Genomic DNA, 20,161 nt, shown 5'->3' with positions numbered 1-20,161 from the left:
AAGTGTGAATCCAGCTTGCAGTGATATACAACTTTACTCATTCACGAACTTTCTGAGATTGTCTTGAGGAGCGCTGCAGGTGATTAAGAATGAAAATAGAAAGGGGTGAATATTAGGAAACGATTCAAAAAAACCACATGGTGTTTTTTACACTCACATGTGGTTTTTAACGCTCTATATAAACCAAACGTCAATTAAATTTCTAACGTTACTATTGCAAGCGGACCTGTTTGACGCTGTTACGAAGAACGAATAAGGAGTACCCGATGTAGTAAGTGACCAGAATATAGAAGACGAGAGCGGTCCACGGATCTGTAATGAATTGTTTGAAATGCATAGCCTTTGCACCTACCGCTGCATTACCACTTGTGAACATGATCAAGACGCTGTAAGCAATTCTCCCTACAAACAAAGCGACGACGAATGCTTCAATAGCGATATGCGTACGATAATAAATCGTTTTTTCCCGTTGCTCAAACCGTAAATACCGAATTGCAAAATAGACGACAATCGCACCTAATGCCAAGCCAATGGCATCAAAGGCGAACAACTGTGGCTTGAAGGAAGCTGCGTACAATAAGAGGATACTAATGACGGCAAATAAGCCGATTCTAATTTTCAGTGCCCTTGGCTTGAAAGGCTGGAACCCTACGGTACGTCTAAATCTGCGATAAAGCATGAAAAAGACGATTAGAACGGGAATCGCATAGTGAGTTAATAATTCCATCTGAGCATCCACTCCTAGGTGTAGTTTCTTTTCAAGATTATTAGAATCAGTGGGATAGTGAAGTTAGTTGATTAAGCATGCACAGCTTTTCTTATCTTTATTTCTGTGCTGTACTTACTTAAATGAGAGCTCATGATACCTTAAAATTGATAATGAACATCTGTTAACTTTTCAGAAACAGACCAAAGCTTTTCCGCAAGTTGTAAGTCTAAAGATTTCTTAGGAAAGTCCACTAGCACAGGGGTTTTATCTTTGAATGGGTTCATTCGTAATCCAATGTAGTTTTCGCCGGTCACTTTGTCATCTGTGGCAGCAATGAGTGACGGCCAAGCCGATACATCAGGCGTAGTTCCCAACAACTTCATTAATAGCTGGGCGGATCCTTTCAATCCCGAGGGCGTATTTCTACTGATCCGAGTAGGGCTCGTCCCAGGATGTACGGCGATAGAAGTTACATTTTTGTGTTTTACTCGACGATTTAATTCGCGTGCAAATAAAATGTTGGCAAGCTTAGAACGATTATATCCAGCTATAGGTCTATATTTTTTATCCATGTTCAAGTCGGAGAAATCAATATTCCCCATTTGTGAGGAGAGTGCACTAACCGTAACTATTCGACCATTTATAGTTTGGATTAATGGTAATAACAGACCCGTTAATGCAAAGTGCCCCAGATGATTGGTTCCAAGGTGCATCTCAAAACCATCAACTGTTAATTCACGTGTTGGTACAGACATGATTCCCGCATTATTGATCAGAATATCAATCCCAGATAAATTTTTTGTCATGATATTGGCAAAATGTCTAACGGATTGCAGCTCAGCTAAGTTTAATTGATGTACCGATACCTGAATGTGAGGTGCAGTTTGTTTCATCTTGAAAATGGCATCTTCTCCACGTTTGATATCTCGACTTCCAATAATGACATTAGCTCCATGCTTCGCTAGTTCAAGTGTTGTATAATAACCGACTCCACTATTACCTCCAGTTACAATTGCGGTCTTTCCCTGTAGGTTTGGAATTTGATCTGGCGTCCATTGCGCTATCATAAAATCCCCCCATTGTAAGAGTAAAATGTGTGTTTTATTGATTAACTGACGGCTTTCTGCCTACAGGCTCTCTAGGATATTCCATTAATAAAAGAACGTTCATTTATTAAAAGGTAAAAAACAAAGCGAGATAAGCGTGTATCATCGCTATGTGTTGTTTGCACAATGGGTCTAGACTTTGATAGCATCCCAACTCATCTTGATTGAAGCATCCAATTGATTTTTTTCAATTATCGTTCCTTTTTTTAAATGACCTTTAGCCAACTCTGCTAAGGGTAAGATGGAGTGTGCAATTAAAAGATCTACATTTTCTTGTTTAAACAACCCTTGTTTTTTCCCGTTTTCAAACATATTGAAAACAGGCATGAACTGGCTCGCTGTATCCTCCATGCACCATTTCTGAGGTAAGGGTGAATTCATTATTTGCTCTAAGAATAAAAAATATTCCTTATTCGTTTGGATAAAATCAACGTAGTTGCGGAGTATAGCATCAAAGTGTTCCTTAACGCTTTGGGAATCTTCTATTCCCTGAAACATTTTTTCACTCATTTTTCCTTTAATCTTTAAATAGGTTTTGTAAAGTAAATCCTCCTTGTTTTCATGGTAAATATAAATGGTTGCAGAAGATACGTTTGCTCTTTTAGCTATTTTAGATATCGATGTTTCGGCAAAACCCATACCATTGACGAGCTCTATAGTCGCATCGAAAATGGCTTCTACTTTGTTATCATCTCTAGGCCTCATACGCAAATAATAAATGATCGTTTATTTAAAGTCAACAAACCAAAAGTATCCAAGCAAAGGATCACATTATGACTGTAAAGGTACTGAAAAAGTCGTGCTGATTAAAGGACTTCTAATAATTACTGCAGGTAGAAATGAAAGGAAAAAATGATTGTTTTAACTAGGGATCGGGATGAATTTCAGATAATTTGGAGTGTCATGTTTCAGCTGCAAATTAAAGGTATAGCCAGGCATTTTAATAGTTAGACAAGCAGCTTCGGACAGTTTTTAGATGTAACTGCATAGGTATACAAAGGAAGTTGACGATAAATGAACAATCATTTATTATATGACCGTGAGACAGCGATGCTTTCAAAAATGTCGATCTTTGAGACATAAATAAGGAATGCGGGTGAGTTGAACATGAAAATTGCCATTTTTGGTGCAAGTGGAAGCACAGGGCTAAGGTTAATTGAACAAGCAATAGAAAGAGGATATTCAGTTACTGCTTTTGTACGTGATTCAAAACGGATAACGATTCATCATGATCATTTAACCATTTTGGAAGGCAGTGTCTTTAATACGCATGAGGTAGAATTAGCTATTCAGGGGCAAGATGCAGTGATTGTAGCGCTCGGTGCCAATTCAAGCAGTCCCGCAGATATTTGTGCCAAGGCGACGTTGAACATCGTAAATGGAATGAAAAAACATCAGGTCAAGAGAATTATTGTATTAACTGGCTTCGGTACCAGTCCGGCCAGTAGAAGGCAACTGGGTTGTGTAATGAGAATAGTCGTTAAAACGATATCACTCCTCATGTATCGAGAATTTACAGACAAAGAAAAGCAAGATGAAGTCGTGCGGCAAAGCGGGTTGATTTGGACGATTGTACAGCCGCCCAAGCTCACGGATGGACCAAAAAAAGGAGAATTTAAGCATGGTTCATTTCAACCTTCTATGCTAGCTCAAATATCCCGTTCCGATGTCGCGACTTTTATGCTTGATGAGGTTGAGCACTCACGTTATCTTAACCAGTCGACCTATCTTCATAATTAAGCACTTGAAAATGGCCTCATAAAAGCAAAATAACGCATCGTTTTAGGGAATACCCAAAGCTCCAAAGGTGCTGAATGCAATCAAACTGCACCTTTGGTTCTGTCTGTATAAATTTTGTAAAACCTGACCTAAACGGATGTTCATGTTCTATGTAAAGTGCTCAGTAAACAGTGGACTTTTTTATTTTGCAATTTATTAAATTTAATCGTATACAATGTGTACAATACTTTAATATACATTTATTTTAGTGTCAATATCATTGTTGACGATGTAGGGTGGCGTTCAGAATCTAAGCAACGGGAGAAATGCGATAGTTTTCCGCTCCTTAAGCCTTTTCAGAGGAGGGGATGCATGCTTCTCTCTAAGGGAGAGACTTCACATAGGGGTTGTTTTGAAGGTGGACTATGAAGAATCTCTATGCAAGGACAGGTCACTTTATTTATTATACTTTCTATATAAAAATGTTGACAAAATAAAAAGACAGAATTTAAGATATTGAAGCAATCCAAAATGAGTTTGTGAATCACAAAAGTTTGTATATGGAAACTGGCTATGGAGTTGATGACTATTCGTTCTAAAGAAAAATTAACCATGCTGCAGCAGGAGGGATGGTCAGAGAAGGATATCCTGTTCGAGATGATATGCGATCGTACGACAGAGGGGTATTTTCTCGATACATACATGGCCTTGTCTAGGCACAAACTGCTGATTGCCAAAAGTATCAAAGAACCTGAACATGAAAAAACCTATAGGGGATACCCGCAGCTGGTCCCAAATAATTCTTCGCAGGAGGAAGGGGAATGGTCGGTTCAGACATTTGATATCAAAGATATCGAATCTATTTTCATGGTTAATCTCGTCGCATCAGGCATGCTGGTGATGAAGGCTCCTCAGGAGCGTATTATTGCGACATTTACGAATGGACTTATTAGTAAGGCGTCCAGGTTTACCGTCATCTTCGAGAAACTGAAACACGAAGAGGAGCTAGATAGCGAGCTGCTCGAAGATGAGACTGTCAATAGCTCTTGTCCAACGTGCGGGAGAATGTACCCGGAAGAAGGCAGGGAGATTTGTCCGAAATGCATGAAGAAAGGCGCATTGGTTCTCCGACTGCTATCGTTTGTGAAGCCTTACAAATTCTCCGCCTTGCTCATTATTTTTTTCATGTTACTCAACTCCGCGACTGGACTGGTCATTCCTTATTTGACAGGTACAGCTCTATTTGATCAGGCCCTTAAAGGAGAAGGTTATTTTGCCGGTCAGATCGGCCTGGTCATCTTGCTTGTTATTATTTTTCGAACCTTATCCCTATTATCAGGTGTCCTATTCAGCACTCTCAATGTAAAAATGGTTGCCAACCTTGTATTCGATCTGAAATCCGTTATCTTTACTGCGATGCAGCGCTTATCACTGAACTTTTTTCAGCGGAAGCAGACGGGACAGCTGATGACTCGGATGAATTACGATTCAGCTGAGCTACAAATTTTTTTAATTGATGTCTTTTCTTACTTCATCGTGAATGCGATGAATATCATCGGCATTACTATCATTCTGTTGGTACTGGATTGGAAACTTACATTAATTTGCTTTTTACCGCTTCCGATCGTTTTTTATCTCATACAAAAGGTATACCCTAAGCTGTTACGTCTATCATCGCGAACACACCGCCGTATGTCTGCGATGAACTCCATCATAAGCGACTCGATTAAAGGAGTCCGAGTCATAAAGGCTTTTGGCATGGAGCACCGGGAGATGGAACGTTTCCAACGAACAAACGTGCATTTCTCCAGCGCAGAGCAACATTACAATCGTTTGAGCGGCACAATCTTTCCCATGCTTAATGTTTTAACCCAAATGGGCGGCATGTTTATCTGGGCATTTGGGGGCTGGATGGTGCTGAAAGGTGAAATTTCATTCGGGCTTATGCTGACCTTTGTCCACTATATGTATATGTTATATGGTCCCATCGAGTTTATGAACAATATCGTAGGTTGGTGGTCGCGATGTGTAACAGCTTCGCAGCGGTTGTTTGAAATTCAAGATGCCAACCCGGATGTGAAGGAAAAAGAGAACGCGATCCGGATTCCGCACATGAAAGGCGATATACAAGTAACAAATGTTGTATTTGGCTATGAGCCTAATAAGTCCATCCTGAAAAATGTTACGTTGCAAGTGAAGGCCAAACAAATGCTGGGCGTTGTCGGACATTCCGGGGCCGGCAAATCAACACTCGTTAATCTCATTTCTCGGCTGTACGATGTGAACGAAGGGGCGATTACCATCGACGGTGTGAACGTGAAAGATTTAGCTGACGAGTCGTTACGGTCCAATATTGGCATTGTATCTCAGGATGTATATGTGTTCTCAGGTAGTATTGCCGAAAACATTGCGTACGCCAATCCGGATTGCACCGTCATGGATATTATTCATGCTGCTAAAGTCGCAAATGCCCATGATTTTATCGAGAAGCTTCCCGATGGATACGATACGCTCGTGGGAACGGGGGGCTACAATTTATCGGGTGGTGAAAAACAGCGCTTGTCTATCGCACGAGCGATTCTGCATAACCCGCAAATACTGATTCTGGATGAGGCGACTGCTTCTTTGGATACGGAGACTGAGCTGCAAATTCAGGAGGCATTAGATAAGTTGATTCGAGGAAGAACAACAATTGCCATCGCACACCGCCTCTCTACACTTCGTAAAGCTGATTACTTGGTCGTGATGGATCAAGGCAAGGTAGTGGAAGAAGGAACACATGACACGTTGATGGGTACTGAAGGTGCTTATTATAAATTGGTGAAAAAGCATGATGAAGCGTTGAAGATGAGTGAGGTGATTTCAGTATGAGTGCATCTGAGACTCGAAAGAAGGCGACTTCAGCCCAGACGGCAGAGCGGCTGAAGGAAGAAGAGAGAGCGGGTTCACTATCCGATGCTGCAGACGTTTTCTATCTAACGAAGGATAATACAGCCTTTCATAAAACGGAAGGTCAAATGTTGGCGGTAACAATCGGGGAAGAGACGCATTCGGCCGTCTATGTACATAGTTCCTTCCCGCATACGAATAAACACATGTTTTTGTCTGTCCGGACCTTGGAAAATTGGGAAATTGGTATGATCCGCAGTCTGGATGATTTTTCAGAAGACACGCAGCAACTACTGAAGGAACAGTTGCACATTCGTTATTTTACTCCGGAAATTCGCAAGGTGATTTCCGTGAAAGAGGAGTTTGGCTACTCCTATTGGGAAGCGGAGACTTCCGCTGGTTTATGTCGGTTCACGGTAAGAGGCGGTGGAAGCCATGCCAAACTGGTCACCCCTGATCGCCTGCTTGTAACGGATGTTGACGGCAATCGGTTCGTCATTCCGGATATAAGCAAGTTGACGGATAAAGAGTTTCGGATGGTAGAAATGTGCATGTATGGATAGTTAGGCCATCACCTGCATACAGAACGGTCAAGAAAGAGATGGTGAGAGCCGATGAATATCAATTATTCGCTTACAGAGCAAGATAGAATTGCTGCAACGAAAGCTGTCGGAGCAGAAATTGAATATTGTGTCCCAGCTAACCTGTCGCTGCTTGGCTATCGTACAGCAGGCTTTCTGGTCATTGGGGAGAAGAAGTGGGCTTACATTGAGCATGGACAAGCAAAGGAAGTCGGTGTCATAACGGACTCATGGGCATACAAGGTGATTCCGCTCATCGGTAATGTGGTGCTTGAGACTGAAGATGAACAGGGAAAGCGTGTCCTCGTTCGATCGACGATGGAGCATGCCGCCCGCTTTGCCTATATGGCACAGGTGCTGAATAATAAATCTGCATCCCGTCAAATCCGAATTTTTAATCATGAAGAGGAAGTCACCTGTGTGAAGTGCGGTGGGGGACTAGTGGAAGGAACCCGCGTATGTCCAAGATGCACGAGTAAGTCCGCGGCTTTCAAAAAGTTGTTTCATGTCTCGAAGTTTCATTGGAGGTCGCTTGCAATCGGTCTAGTTGTCATGATTGCAGCTTCTGCGATCGCACTGACAGGACCTTATTTTCAGGAAGTTCTCATTAACGGTGTCTTGCGACCACCTGATGGGCACAGTCCAAGCATGCGACTGTTTTATCTGGCACTTGCCGCCATGATTGGCGGACTTGTCATTGGAGAATTGCTGTCCATTGTCCGGGCACGTGTGATGGCTAATGCCAGCTCCAATATTGTCGCCGATCTTCGCAGAATGGTGTATGAGAGAATCCAAAACCTGTCTCTGGGCTTCATGTCCTCCCAACGGGCGGGGGATGTCATGAACAGGGTCACTGCGGATACAGACCGTATCCGGCAACTGATTCAGGAGCTATGCACAACAGCAATCTATCAACTGATTTTGCTGGTTGCTGCTAGTGCCTTGCTCTTTAGTGCTGACTGGCGCTTAGCATGTGTGGTGCTGCTGCCTGCCCCTATTGTAGCCTACATCAACATGTATTTGTGGAAGCATGTGTTGTGGAAGTTATATGAAAAGCAGTGGGCCATCTATGACCGGGGGACCTCATTCATGCATGATGTACTGAGCGGCATCCGGGTCGTCAAGGCGTTCGGCAAGGAAGAGCGAGAGATTAAGAAATTTCGCACGCTTCATCGTGAATTTGCCACCGCTACCATAAAGAGTGAAACCCTGTTCAACATGATCGCTCCAATCACCAACTATTTGATCCAGCTCGGTCAATATGTTGTGCTGCTGCTTGGTTGCAATATGATTCTGGACAATCAGATGAATATAGGGGAATTGGTCAAGTTTAGCATGTATGCGACCATGGTGTTTGGTCCGATTTCTTGGATGATGTTTATGCCAAGATGGGTAGCTAATGGTTTGATTTCGATTGACCGTGTATTTTCGGTCATTGATGAACAGCCGGAGGTGCTGGAGGCTAAAAAGACGGTAAAGCATAAGATTCGTGGGACCATTTCATTCCGTCATATTTACTTTGGCTATAAGTCCCACGAGCCGGTGCTGAAGGATGTATCCTTTGATATTCATGAGGGGGAAATGATCGGTTTGGTGGGTCACTCAGGTTCTGGAAAGTCGACTCTGATTAATCTCGTCTCACGTTTTTATGATGTGAATGAGGGGGGAATTACAATGGACGGTATAGACATCCGTAACGTCCAACAAGATGATTTACGTTCCCAGATCGGTGTTGTGCTCCAGGAGACCTTCTTGTTCACAGGGACCATACTGGATAATATCCGGTACTCCAAACCGGATGCGACACATGAAGAAGTCATCCGGGCTGCGAGAATCGCCAATGCTCATTCCTTTGTCATGAATCTGCCGGATGGCTACGATACGTTGCTTCAAGAAAACGGGAACAATATATCCGGTGGTGAGCGCCAGCGTCTGGCGATTGCAAGGGCAATTCTGAATGATCCCCCGCTGCTTATTCTAGACGAAGCGACCTCTGCGCTCGACATTGAGACAGAGGGCCTCATCCAGGAGGCACTTCAACGGGTTATGCGAGGACGAACGACCATTGCCATTGCCCACAGGCTGTCGACGCTTCGCCATGTTGACCGGCTTATCGTACTGGAGAAGGGCAGTGTTGCCGAAATGGGTTCTCATGCCGAGTTGATGGAGAAGAAGGGCATTTACTATAAGCTGATTACGGCTCAAAGGAAGATGTCAAAGAAAAATCAAAGTGAAGAGCTGACCGGTTAAGGTCAACTGCAGATCATTTGCGATCTTATTCGATTTCAGTATTTGCTGGTGATATGCGTAGTTCCTCCGAATCGTTTATGAAGGTTTATGAAAGGGATTGATATTTATGTTAACAACAAGCACAACTTCAGATCCTAAATCAAAGTCAAAACGACTTCTTATTGCCATTATTTTAGGCACACTTGCCGGGATTGGACCTTTGAGTATTGATATGTATTTGCCAGCACTGCCAGCCATCTCGTTAGATTTGGAGGCGTCAGCTTCACTAGCGCAGCTCAGTTTAACAGCAACACTTATCGGCATTGCTCTTGGGCAATTGATCCTGGGTCCGATTAGCGATTGGCAAGGGCGCCGTGCTCCTTTACTAGTCGGAATGAGCGCATATGCCATCATTTCTTTGTTGTGTGTCGTTGCGCCCAATATTACCTTTTTTATTGTACTTCGATTTATCCAGGGTGTTGTTGGATCTGCGGGTATCGTTATTGCGTTCGCGAGCGTTCGAGATCTCTATTCGGGGCCTGAATTAACCAAGTTTTTAGCCTTGCTGATGCTTGTAAATGGGACAGCTCCCATTATTGCACCAATAGCTGGAGGGGAGATTGTAACCCTTACCTCTTGGCGAGGTGTATTTGTCGTGTTAGCTATTTTAGGGGTGGCCTTGTTTACTGCTGTATTCTTTGGTCTTAAAGAAACGCTACCTGTAGAGCGGCGTTCAGAAGGTGGACTTGCTCATACGCTCATTACCTACCGAGGGTTGCTTGTTAATCCCGGTTTTATGGGATATGCCTTCACACAGGGATTCATTATGGCAGCCATGTTTGCTTATATTTCGGGGTCATCTTTTGTCTTGCAGGAATTGTACGGTATGACTCCACGCGAATACAGTCTTGTTTTCGCTTCGAACGGAATTGGTGTCATCCTGACTACGCAAATTGCTAGTCGACTCGCGGGGAAAGTTGCTCCACGCAAGCTGCTGATGGCAGGGCTCATGACTGCCATGACAGGGGCTCTCTTATTAATCGCTTCAGTTACCTTTTTGGCCGCTTTACCCGTTGTTCTAGCCGGTTTCTTTTTCATTGTTTCCAGTGTGGGACTTGTAATGAGTACGTCCACATCACTCGCTCTTCAGGATCAGGGCCGTGCTGCAGGAAGCGCATCGGCGTTGCTGCTTAGTATGTCATTCGTACTTGGAGGAATCGCTGCCCCCCTAACAGGCTTAGGTGGTAAAGAGACAGCAGCCCCTATTGCTATCGTCATCACGGGTTTGGTTGTCGCGGCGATTACGAGCTATATGTTGCTTATTCGAAAGACGTCTAGAGCAATGAAAACAACGTCATTTGAGAATAAATAATGTATCTGTGTCATCGGGACTAATGAGGCACTTGGCAACAAGTATCAATAAATATGAAGACTAAGGGGTTAACAGATGACAAACGAAAATTCTCAAGTTGTTAAAGACATGCCTAAGGCTACATGGCGTGAATGGTTGGGCTTGGTACCTTTGACGTTAGCACTTTTTATGCTGGCAACAGATATGACCATACTGTTTCTTGCCATGCCATCCATTGCAGCCGACTTAGCACCGAGCGCTACACAAATGCTCTGGATTATTCACATAGGTGAATTGTTGGCGGTAGGATTTTTCTTGACGATGGGACGTTTGGGGGATCGTATTGGTAGGAAACGCTTGCTTATTATCGGGGTAACGGTATACGGATTAGCCTCCGTTGTTGCTGCATTTTCCACTGAATCCTGGATGTTAATTGCTTCACGCGCACTTCTAGGTGTAGCTTCTGCAACTGTCATGCCATCTACGATGTCGCTATTGCGAAACATGTTTTTTGACCAGAAGCAATTTTCAGTGGCTATTGCTATTATTATGAGTTCATACTCTGCTGGTATGGCCCTTGGTCCTCCAATAGGAGGCATACTCTTGGATCATTTTTGGTGGGGAGCTGTATTCCTTGTCAATGTTCCTGCTGTCCTTGTATTGTTAGTCACTGCACCTCTTCTTCCTGAGTACAGCGATAAGAATTCTCCACGCATGGATTTAGTTAGTGTACTGTTGTCGTCACTGGCATTAATCACCTTTATTTATGCTTTGCAAGAAATGGCTAGCCATGGTTTAAACATACTTTACTTTGGTCTAATTGCTTTCAGTATAGCCGTTGGGTTTCTATTCATAAATCGACAGACTCGCACTAAAGAACCATTGCTGGATTTGTCTATGTTTAAAACTCGAGTATTAACGTATTCATTAATAGCACGAGTATTTTTATCATTGCTAATTGTAGGTGAATCCATGCTCTTTGCCCAACATCTACAAGTAATTGGGCTATCTCCTACAGAGGCGGGGCTCTTGCTGATTATTCCAGCCATCTTTTCAATTGCGGGTACTTTAGTGTCTCCTCTGCTTACAAGGTGGATGCGTCCAACCTACGCCATGGTATCCAATCTGCTAATTGCAGGACTGGGTACACTCTTACTTGCCTTGACGGTGCATACGGCTGATATCGTTCTCTTGATGATAGGGGCATCGTTGATGGGGATTGGCGTTGGACCGACCATTACCATTGCCAGCGATCAAATAATATCCAGTGTACCTCAAGAACGTGCGGGTACGGCTTCAGCGTTGAGTGATGTTAGCAGTGGACTCGGTTCTGTATTGAGTATTGCCATTATTGGAAGCGTCGGAATGCTCATATATCGATGGAATTTGACAGATGTAATGCCGACTGGAATGCAGCCAGAAATAGCAAGTTCGGCTATGGAAAGCGTAGGAACAGCTCTTGCAGTATCAGATGGGTTACCCGAAATGCTACAAGCGGTACGTTTTTCCTCTACCGTTGCACTTCAATCTGTATATGGGCTCGTTACTGTCGGTTTCGCGGCCTTAATCATTTTTGTTTTATGGAAACTCAGAAATATAAGATAACAGCGTTATCAAAGCGGATATTCTTACAATCGCCCGTAATCCAGCTCAAACCAATGGGATGAATCAGCTTCCTCCTGCCATGTTCACTGACGGTACAGCTATTATGAATACATTGGTGCAGGTCGCTGGTGCTACTGCCACAGCAATAGCTGTAAGTGTCATGAAAGCTGGAGAAGCAAGGTTCCTGAACGACACATCACCTTCTGACGTTTTGCATGGAACGCAGGCTTTATTAGCTCTTTCCGCTAGGATTCAAGACGTATTTTTTTCGCATTGGCTGTTGCCGTAGCCAGACTGCTAATTGGACTATTTATTAAAAGAGTCTAGCTAAAAGAAGCATTACCAGTGTGACATTTTATGTGTTGGTCAAAACTCTATTTATAGACTTTTTATACTTTTTGCTAGCTAATTCCCACTGGTTTTCTCTAGAATGGTGGGGGAAGAGCTTCTGTTTCTCCTTACTGGGACAAGTTTCAACAAACTATTAGTCTGCTTGCACCAAGACGTTGAAAGAAGCAATGTGTTGCAGGGTATAATGAAATGGACAGTGTTGAACAAACCTTTTCTAAGTAATAAAAACTGTGGTAATGTAATAAAGAGCCGAGAGGAAATACACCCCAGGTTCAAAAAGTACGTTGGCCATTTATTGTTCTTTATTAGATCATCTCAATGAAAAGAGATGATCTTTTTATGTTGTGTAGTTTCTCGTAGAAATAGAGGGAATACATTATATAAATTGAATTATTAACTATGAATGGATTGTATTAATCAGGAGAGTGCCAAATGGATGAAAGATTAAGAGAACTTGCCGGCTCAGATATGAGAAATGCAATGAAAGAGGAAATTAAACAAAACCAACGGATTATTGATGAAAACTTGATAAAAAGAAATAGCCCAAGGTACCTCAAAGAGGCTGTCTTCTATGCAATTGCGCGTAATACTTCCATAAACCATTTTCTTCGGTTAGATGAGCCTACGCCACTAAGACTAAAAGACGATAACGAAGTTTCTACTGAATTTAATAATCTGATGTTTAAAGTAGGTGCAGTAAAGTACCCTTTAAACGTTAAAAGAAAAGCTGAGTATGATTTGTATTACGATTATACTCATGTTGATTATAAAAAAAGAAGACACTTTATTGATAAAGAGCTGCCGGTCAGACCTAAAACTATAGAAGTTCTTGAACTGGTTATTAACGCTCTCGGATTTTGTCTTATCATGATTTTTCGATTCTGGTGGGTTTTCTTAATCCTTTTCATTAGTTTGAGCATAATCAATCCCGCTCATAATTCTATCCCCACAGGAAGTAATACGTTTGGTTTAAGCGGTAAATCCGGAGGCAATGCGTCTGCTAAAGAGGTCTCTGACGCTATTCAATTAGAAGATAGCTCAGGAGAAGTGGGTTATGGGAACCCTGGTGTTAGCGGATATGATGCTGTTTCTGATAATAAGGTTACTTCATCCCAATCAACAAAAGATATTGATTCAATTATGTTTAGAAAAAAAGAACAACTATATGAAGAAGAAATGAATGAGTTTGAGGTTAAACAAGGTTATATCTCTTTTAACTCATCAAAAAATGAAGTGGCCTTAATTATGGGAGAACCTGATTCGAAGTCTGATTGGAGCTTTTCATATGGGTTTTCTCAAATATACTTTCAGAATGATAAAGTGACTGGTTGGTCTCAATTAGACCGTCAGCTTAAAGTATTTATTGGCGATAAAAAAACAGATGCGAAACCTTTTACGGTAGGTTCTTCAAAGAGAGAAGTTGTCGATTCTATGGGCACACCAAGTTCCGCCAGTTATTATTCTTTTGAATATGATTACTCATCAATTTCCTTTGATCATAAAGGTGCAGTATCGAGATGGTCTGAGATAGGGGATAGCCCACTAAATGTTTTTTTAGGAGAAAAAGTACATGGAGCTGAGTCATTTACTATTGGTTCAACTCTTGAGGAAGTAATTTCAGTTATGGGTACGCCAGATTCATATAACGGAACTTCATTAGGATATGGACCTTCTATTATTTCTTTGCAGGATGGGAGAGTTTCTAGTTATTGGGATATCACTAATGTCCTAAAGGTTAAAAATAATTAGGTTTTAAAAAGAGAGCCCTCTGAACTAAACAAAGCCCAAGATTAAAAAAGTTATTGAATTGGGTTTTGCATAATAAATTTGGAGATCGTGGAAAAGCTGATTTTGACATTAACGATCGAGAATGGTCTACAGTAAATGTCGATAACTGCTCATTTGAGAAGTGCTATCACAGGAGAGAGTGTCATTTCTATAATATGAGAACTCAAATATCAGATATTGGAAGTCAAGATGTGATTATTATTAATCAAGATTTGTTAGTAGCAGATTTAATTCGAAAACAAAAAGAACTACCTCCATTACTAACCACAAGAGCTCCCCTAATCATCATTGATGAAGCACATAACTTGGAATCAAAAGTACGAAACGCACTTACAAATGTATGGAGTTTGAAGTCATTAAGGCGCCTCGCTAAGAATCTAGATAATCAGTTTAGTACAACTCCTACTTATAATGAAAATCGTAAGTATTTGGCTGCATTTGAACTTCAGATCGAAGCTCTTTTTAAAGTGTTATTCAAACAAATCAAGGATAAAAAAATAGATCCATCCTTTATGCAATCAGAGCGATTTGCGATTGATTTTCCTCTAGAGATTGATTATCAGCAATGGAAAAAGATAATTAATAAATTTAGCGTTGCTTTGACTTCACTCCAAGCTCGCCACAATGGTTTTAAATCGAGAACCATTGATGAACTTGCTGAGCAATTAGATCAAATGTGGAAGCTCATGAAGGATATCGAGAAGGGGATTGTTTCACCGATTTTACTATGGACTACATGTGAAAATGATGTAGTGGAATTATACAGTTGCCCAAAAGAAATTCAGAATCTCCTAAAAGAAATTTTATTTAAAACCTCAGAACCAGTTGTTTTAACCTCTGCAACGCTGTGTCAACCTGCAGAAAAGATTAAAGATCAGTATCAGTATATCGTCAAATCTTTAGGATTTCCGGGGATAGTCACTGAACCTAAATATGCGGATTATGATTACAATCACAACAGTCGGTTATACGTTGCAAATGATATTCCAGAACCTTCACATCAAAAAGGTGATGAATACTATCAACTAGTAGCAGATCGTATTTTAATGTTGTCAAATATGACAGATGGTAGGAGCATAGTGTTGTTTACAGCGAAAGATGATCTTAATAGGGTACACCAAATCATGAGTGCAAGATCTCTTGCTTTCCCATTATATACGCAACAGGACGGATCATCACAAAGCACTGTCTTACAACGTTTCAGAAGAAATCACGGCGTGCTTCTTGGTACGGGAGTATTTTGGGAAGGAGTAGATATTAAAGGTGATGACTTATCCCAGGTGATAATCGTTCGATTACCGTTTCCTGTCCCTGATCCAATTATTGATTATAAAGCGTCACTTTCTGTAAATCCACATAAAGAAGTATTGCTTCCCGAAATGTTAATAAAATTACGACAAGGAGTAGGGAGGTTAATTCGAATGGAAAACGATAAAGGAGTACTCAGTATACTCGATTCTAGATTAAGTACGGCATCTAATAAGTCGTATAAAGATCTAGTTTTCCGTTCGTTGCCCATTCAAAATCGTACAGAGTCATTAGATGAGTAGCAAAGTTTTGTAAAGAATAATATACCACGATCCAATGTTAGATTAGAAACAGCGCTATAAAGGAAATAAGGAATTATAGGGCTGACGATTACATCAATAGCTATATCTAGAAATATGTTTTTAACAAAGGAAAGACAGGAGTACGGTACTCCTGTCTTTCCTTTGTTGTTCATTAGAAAAATTCATTAATAAATAATTCCACTTTTCTTAAGTCGCTGCTTTTCATGGTCTGGATCTTTAAGAAAATGTGATCTATGGATTTCTCTTTGTCATCATTGAGCTTTCGTTTGGAGTATGTAAAAAGATCAGCCACTTCAACATTTAAAGCTTGAGCGATTTTCTGTAGGTTGAGTAGTGTGATGTTCTTTTCTGCACGTTCAATCGACCCGATATACGTAGAATGTACACCTGCTTTCTCAGCCAATTGATCTTGAGTTAAACCGGAACTCTTTCTAATATACCTTAGTCTGAGACCAACTTCTTGAAGGATTACTCTCTCCATAGCTACACCTCTTTATTTAAGTGTAAACAAGGTAGAGCGAGCATTACATAAACGTACAGGTATAATTATTTATAAATCATACCTGTCAGACGTTTTTTTTAGAACAAAGAAAAGCTCAGATAATCGGACGTTTTATGACCCATGAGCATCATTTTTTTGGCATCAGGACACTGGACGAGGTTAGACATTGTTTGAAGTGCTTTCATCAAACAACTGAATATCCGGAAGATAGCGGGTGGAGTTACACAAGGTATTACTATCCCGAGAGTTTTGAACAGGGGAGGAGATTAGAACATAGTGCCAAAGATATTCTAGGCATTTTTAAAGATATTAGAAAAGAGCACGGATTGTCAAAAAATTTAGAAATTCCAATGGAGTATTTTATTTTTTCCATTGAATACGCTTTAAAAGTTTTCGGGGCTAGTGGTAAAAATGTGGATTGGCCTACGCCAAATCAGTGGAAAGAAGCAATCACTCATTCTGGATATATTGAGTCTGAGATATTTATGGCACTTGCGTAAGGGGCGTTATGGTTAAGTATTGTATGGTAATGAGCATTTGAATCAGTAGTCAAATAGGGGGCCAATTAACATGAACGTGGTTTGGAGGAAGGAATGGATTAAGCCTGATGAAAGCCTTTGGTCTATTCTAGAAAAGTTTGCATATGTCAGCTGTGTAGAACGAAGAGACATGCTGAAGATGCTTGGTTCAAATGAAGTCAAAAAGATAAAGAATACAATGATTGGTGATAAAAGAAGGGAGCTATTTCAACTCAGTGGATTTGATTCTGAACAATTGAATTCTCTTCTTGGAACCCATTTATACGATCACAATAAATCCATTATTAATGTGCTTATCAAACCACTACACTATTACAGAAAGCCAGATCGAACATGGTTTTATGTTTCTTTACGTTGGTGTCCCACTTGTCTAGATTCAGGCTTTCATTCCTGGCTACACCAGTTTATATTAGTAACTTGTTGTCCATATCATGGATCACTATTATTGGATAAATGTCCATGTTGCAATGAAGGTATTCCATTTTTGTTTAGTGATAAAAAATTAAGTGATCCATTTATGTGTAAGTGTGGTTATAGCTTGTCTGATGTTTATAAAACTAGATGGTTGAAATGGAATACTAATATCACAGTACTCTTCATCAGTTATACAATGGTATGGGGAGGGAGAGAAGGTTGATGATAATGGAACAAGATGGCTTTTTATCCCTGAATATTGTGATCTCGACCTATTAACAACCGTAAAGCCAGTGCAGCAATCAAAAAAGTGGAAAGGGCCCCTAATCCATAATAACTATATGAGTAATTATGAATTTAGCAACAGAATATTTGATGAGAATAAATCAATTTTTTTATCCATCGAAAGTTATATCCTGAAAAAATTCTTACGGGGACATCACCGTTGCATTGATCAATTAATTGAATTAAAGAAAGAAAATGAAAAAGACTTCGGCGAGTTATGCCCTTACGCGTATGCATTTGTTTTCTGGAGGAAGTCGTTGTTAAATCTGGAGAAGTTCTATTATGAAAGTAGGATAGAGAAAATACTGCCACATAGAAGACATGAGATTGAGACTGTAACAAAAATTATAAACGATGAAATAAAATACATAGTTCAAGAATACAGAACACAGAATTCAAATGGTACAGCACAAGCTAATAAATTGATTTGGATGCTGAATAAAATAATCATCGCAATTAATTTTCAATTTTTTATATAGAGTGGTTAAAAATAGCAGAAAATGGAGCCAGAAAAGAAATTGTACCAAACAGAGAACAAATCAGTAAAATGAAATCTAATTGCTTTTCGAAATTTGCTTTTAAATATAATATAAGCTCGACAACAAATCATCCTGTAGAATTCTACACAATGGCTAAACCTGAGAAAGTGATAAACAATAATCTTAAATGTCCAAATCGTAAGGCTAATCGCAGAAGAGAAATAACTCAAATGAAATCGTACACACCGTTAGGTGTGGCTATGATGGTATTTGACAACCCAAGTGATGAAAATAAAGAATAATAAAGAATTAAAGCGCTATGTTGAACGGTATGTACGGAAGTTCAGTTTTTAATACGATTCTTTAGAACAAATAAAGTTACATTATCGATCGAGGAGATGGAGATTCAGGGCAATAGGAACACATTCTTGTCATTTATAGGAACGCATTCTTGACATTCGACATAAATGAAATTTCAGTAGTAATAGGCATTAAATCGATTTATATACATATGTACAAAATACGAGTTTTGTGAACAAGTATGAAGAGAAACCTCGTAACAAAGCTGGTTCATTCGATATCCATGCTTTTATGAATTGTGTCACAACCCATGTCAATACCGTGTTTTGTTTTTGTATTTTATTTTTTTTACTTACACTTTTCTCTTTTTCTTTTCTCTCTTTTAAAATTGATAAACTATCCAGTTTACCTTACTAGCCTACGTTGAAATTTTAGATTCTAACTAAATGTATACAGGACTTTCATCAATTAGCCATGTTTCTTTAACGAGGATTCTTAACTAGTTGGTTTCTTCTAAACTCATTTTAAAGTATCGCTTCTGCTTCTGTGACATCCCAAAATTGGACATTAGTAAATTTAAGTTTACTACTCGATATGCCAATTCATTTTGGGTTTATCATCATATGTTTCGTTGTCGTATCGAATAGCATTCGGATCTGCAGTCACAATTGTCTTTGCTACATATGTACAGTAGATCTCAGGATTTCGTATTCGAACCAATTTCTGTAATAACAAAATCCTTCGATGAATACACTCGAAGTGTAATTACCGCAAGTAGAAGGAGGATTATTTATGGCAGATAGATCTATAGGAATCATTGTATCGGATCCAAAGCCTCTACCAGGCCAAGGCAGCCGTTCCAGCGGCAACTTCTCGACTGTTTGGTTTGGAGGTGCTCATCAAATGCTCGTGGAAGTTACAGTTGACGGTAAGATTGATGATACGATCGTCTTTAAAATCGCGGAAGATAAGAGCGGCAGCGACCCTGTAAGAGCTGATAATGTACGCAACAATACACAATTATCGTATATCGAGAGCAATTCACTATACATTATTGTACAACAGTGTCCACCAAACAAAAATTTTAAGGTTACAATTAATCCTTATGTGGCTAATTAGAAATAAAGCTATTCCATGAATGAAGGTCGATTTTCTATTAAAGATTGATTTTGTATAGGAGGAACGAGAATGAGCAGACCTATTGCAATCGTAGTTTCTAGTTTTACAAAATTAACAGATCAAAGGAGCCGCACAAGCGGAAATTTTTCAACGAAATGGTTCAGCTCCTGCTCATCCATGGACATTGAAGTGACGGTTGACGGCGTAATAAACAATGATCTTACGTTCAGCTTAGCAATCGACAAAGGTGGAAATGATGAATTGAAATTTTCTGAGGTTAGAAATGGCTCTAGGTTAGCCTATGTTGACTCTAATACTTTTTATATTTGTGAGGTGAAATCCCCCTTAACTCAAAAGAAAAATTTTACGGTTACAATCAAACCTATTTAATATGATGTAACGTTAAAAAATAATTAGAAATTACATCTACACGATAAAAAACCACCTAATGGTGGTTTTTTAAATGGATTTTGCACCCTGAAAACTGGATACGAAAGTAATTGCTGATTGTACTTTAGCATGCTCCTCAATCTCCAGACTCGCACCCTAAGCCTATGCTTACGATGTCCGCCTTTCCTTCGGAAAGCGTTTAGGATAAGCCCTCGACCGATTAGTATTCGTCAG

16 protein-coding genes are annotated in these 20,161 nt (G+C 40.3%); 12 read left to right on the top strand and 4 right to left on the bottom strand.

Annotation, left to right across the window (positions count from 1 at the left end; all coding sequences use genetic code 11):
• Positions 1-211: 211 nt before the first annotated feature.
• The 3 genes from ACFVSO_RS24755 to ACFVSO_RS24745 form a co-directional block, all read right to left on the bottom strand.
• Positions 212-727, bottom strand: coding sequence for a CcdC protein domain-containing protein (locus ACFVSO_RS24755; RefSeq protein WP_387478972.1), 516 nt, complete (start codon positions 725-727; stop codon positions 212-214).
• A 140-nt stretch (positions 728-867) separates the two neighbouring features.
• Positions 868-1,776: an oxidoreductase gene (locus ACFVSO_RS24750; protein ID WP_387478969.1), complete on the bottom strand. Its 909-nt coding sequence runs from the start codon at positions 1,774-1,776 to the stop codon at positions 868-870.
• A 171-nt stretch (positions 1,777-1,947) separates the two neighbouring features.
• The gene (locus ACFVSO_RS24745) at positions 1,948-2,520 is read right to left on the bottom strand and encodes a TetR/AcrR family transcriptional regulator (protein WP_387478966.1); all 573 of its coding nucleotides are present in this window, start codon (positions 2,518-2,520) and stop codon (positions 1,948-1,950) included.
• A gap of 402 nt (positions 2,521-2,922) precedes the next feature.
• Here ACFVSO_RS24745 and ACFVSO_RS24740 point away from each other — a divergent pair, with 402 nt between their 5' ends.
• The 8 genes from ACFVSO_RS24740 to ACFVSO_RS24705 all read left to right on the top strand — a co-directional run bounded on the left by ACFVSO_RS24740 (position 2,923) and on the right by ACFVSO_RS24705 (position 15,878).
• Positions 2,923-3,555: an NAD(P)-dependent oxidoreductase gene (locus ACFVSO_RS24740; protein WP_387478963.1), complete on the top strand. Its 633-nt coding sequence runs from the start codon at positions 2,923-2,925 to the stop codon at positions 3,553-3,555.
• A gap of 552 nt (positions 3,556-4,107) precedes the next feature.
• Complete coding sequence (locus ACFVSO_RS24735) at positions 4,108-6,405, top strand: ABC transporter ATP-binding protein (protein ID WP_387478960.1); 2,298 nt, start codon at positions 4,108-4,110, stop codon at positions 6,403-6,405.
• Complete coding sequence (locus ACFVSO_RS24730) at positions 6,402-6,986, top strand: DUF1854 domain-containing protein (RefSeq protein WP_387478957.1); 585 nt, start codon at positions 6,402-6,404, stop codon at positions 6,984-6,986. Before ACFVSO_RS24735 ends, ACFVSO_RS24730 begins: the two co-directional genes overlap by 4 nt.
• A 51-nt stretch (positions 6,987-7,037) precedes the next feature.
• A complete protein-coding gene (locus tag ACFVSO_RS24725) occupies positions 7,038-9,254 on the top strand; it encodes an ABC transporter ATP-binding protein (RefSeq protein WP_387478954.1) in 2,217 nt (738 codons plus the stop codon).
• A gap of 106 nt (positions 9,255-9,360) precedes the next feature.
• Positions 9,361-10,605, top strand: coding sequence for a multidrug effflux MFS transporter (locus ACFVSO_RS24720; RefSeq protein WP_387478951.1), 1,245 nt, complete (start codon positions 9,361-9,363; stop codon positions 10,603-10,605).
• Between the two features lie 75 nt (positions 10,606-10,680).
• On the top strand, positions 10,681-12,189 hold the full coding sequence (locus tag ACFVSO_RS24715; RefSeq protein WP_387478948.1) for an MFS transporter: 1,509 nt from the start codon (positions 10,681-10,683) through the stop codon (positions 12,187-12,189).
• 783 nt (positions 12,190-12,972) lie between these two features.
• Positions 12,973-14,289 (top strand): hypothetical protein, encoded by a 1,317-nt coding sequence (locus ACFVSO_RS24710; protein ID WP_387478945.1) that lies wholly within the window; start codon positions 12,973-12,975, stop codon positions 14,287-14,289.
• Positions 14,290-14,342: 53 nt separating this feature from the next.
• A complete protein-coding gene (locus ACFVSO_RS24705; RefSeq protein ID WP_387478942.1) occupies positions 14,343-15,878 on the top strand; it encodes an ATP-dependent DNA helicase in 1,536 nt (511 codons plus the stop codon).
• Positions 15,879-16,050: 172 nt separating this feature from the next.
• Here ACFVSO_RS24705 and ACFVSO_RS24700 read toward each other — a convergent pair whose 3' ends face one another.
• On the bottom strand, positions 16,051-16,380 hold the full coding sequence (locus ACFVSO_RS24700) for a helix-turn-helix domain-containing protein (protein WP_387478939.1): 330 nt from the start codon (positions 16,378-16,380) through the stop codon (positions 16,051-16,053).
• A gap of 191 nt (positions 16,381-16,571) precedes the next feature.
• Here ACFVSO_RS24700 and ACFVSO_RS24695 point away from each other — a divergent pair, with 191 nt between their 5' ends.
• From ACFVSO_RS24695 to ACFVSO_RS24680, 4 genes are all read left to right on the top strand, one after another.
• A complete protein-coding gene (locus tag ACFVSO_RS24695; protein ID WP_387478936.1) occupies positions 16,572-16,901 on the top strand; it encodes a hypothetical protein in 330 nt (109 codons plus the stop codon).
• 70 nt (positions 16,902-16,971) lie between these two features.
• Entirely contained in the window at positions 16,972-17,577 is a 606-nt protein-coding gene (locus tag ACFVSO_RS24690; RefSeq protein ID WP_387478933.1) for a TniQ family protein, read from the top strand.
• Between the two features lie 1,633 nt (positions 17,578-19,210).
• Complete coding sequence (locus tag ACFVSO_RS24685; RefSeq protein ID WP_387478930.1) at positions 19,211-19,537, top strand: hypothetical protein; 327 nt, start codon at positions 19,211-19,213, stop codon at positions 19,535-19,537.
• Positions 19,538-19,606: 69 nt separating this feature from the next.
• On the top strand, positions 19,607-19,927 hold the full coding sequence (locus ACFVSO_RS24680; RefSeq protein WP_387478927.1) for a hypothetical protein: 321 nt from the start codon (positions 19,607-19,609) through the stop codon (positions 19,925-19,927).
• The last annotated feature ends 234 nt before the right edge of the window (positions 19,928-20,161 follow it).

It is taken from the genome of Paenibacillus sp. NPDC057967, from assembly GCF_042887015.1.
Lineage (GTDB): Bacteria > Bacillota > Bacilli > Paenibacillales > Paenibacillaceae > Pristimantibacillus.
Note: the sequence above shows the minus strand (reverse complement) of the source record. Positions and strands in the feature narration are given on the sequence as shown.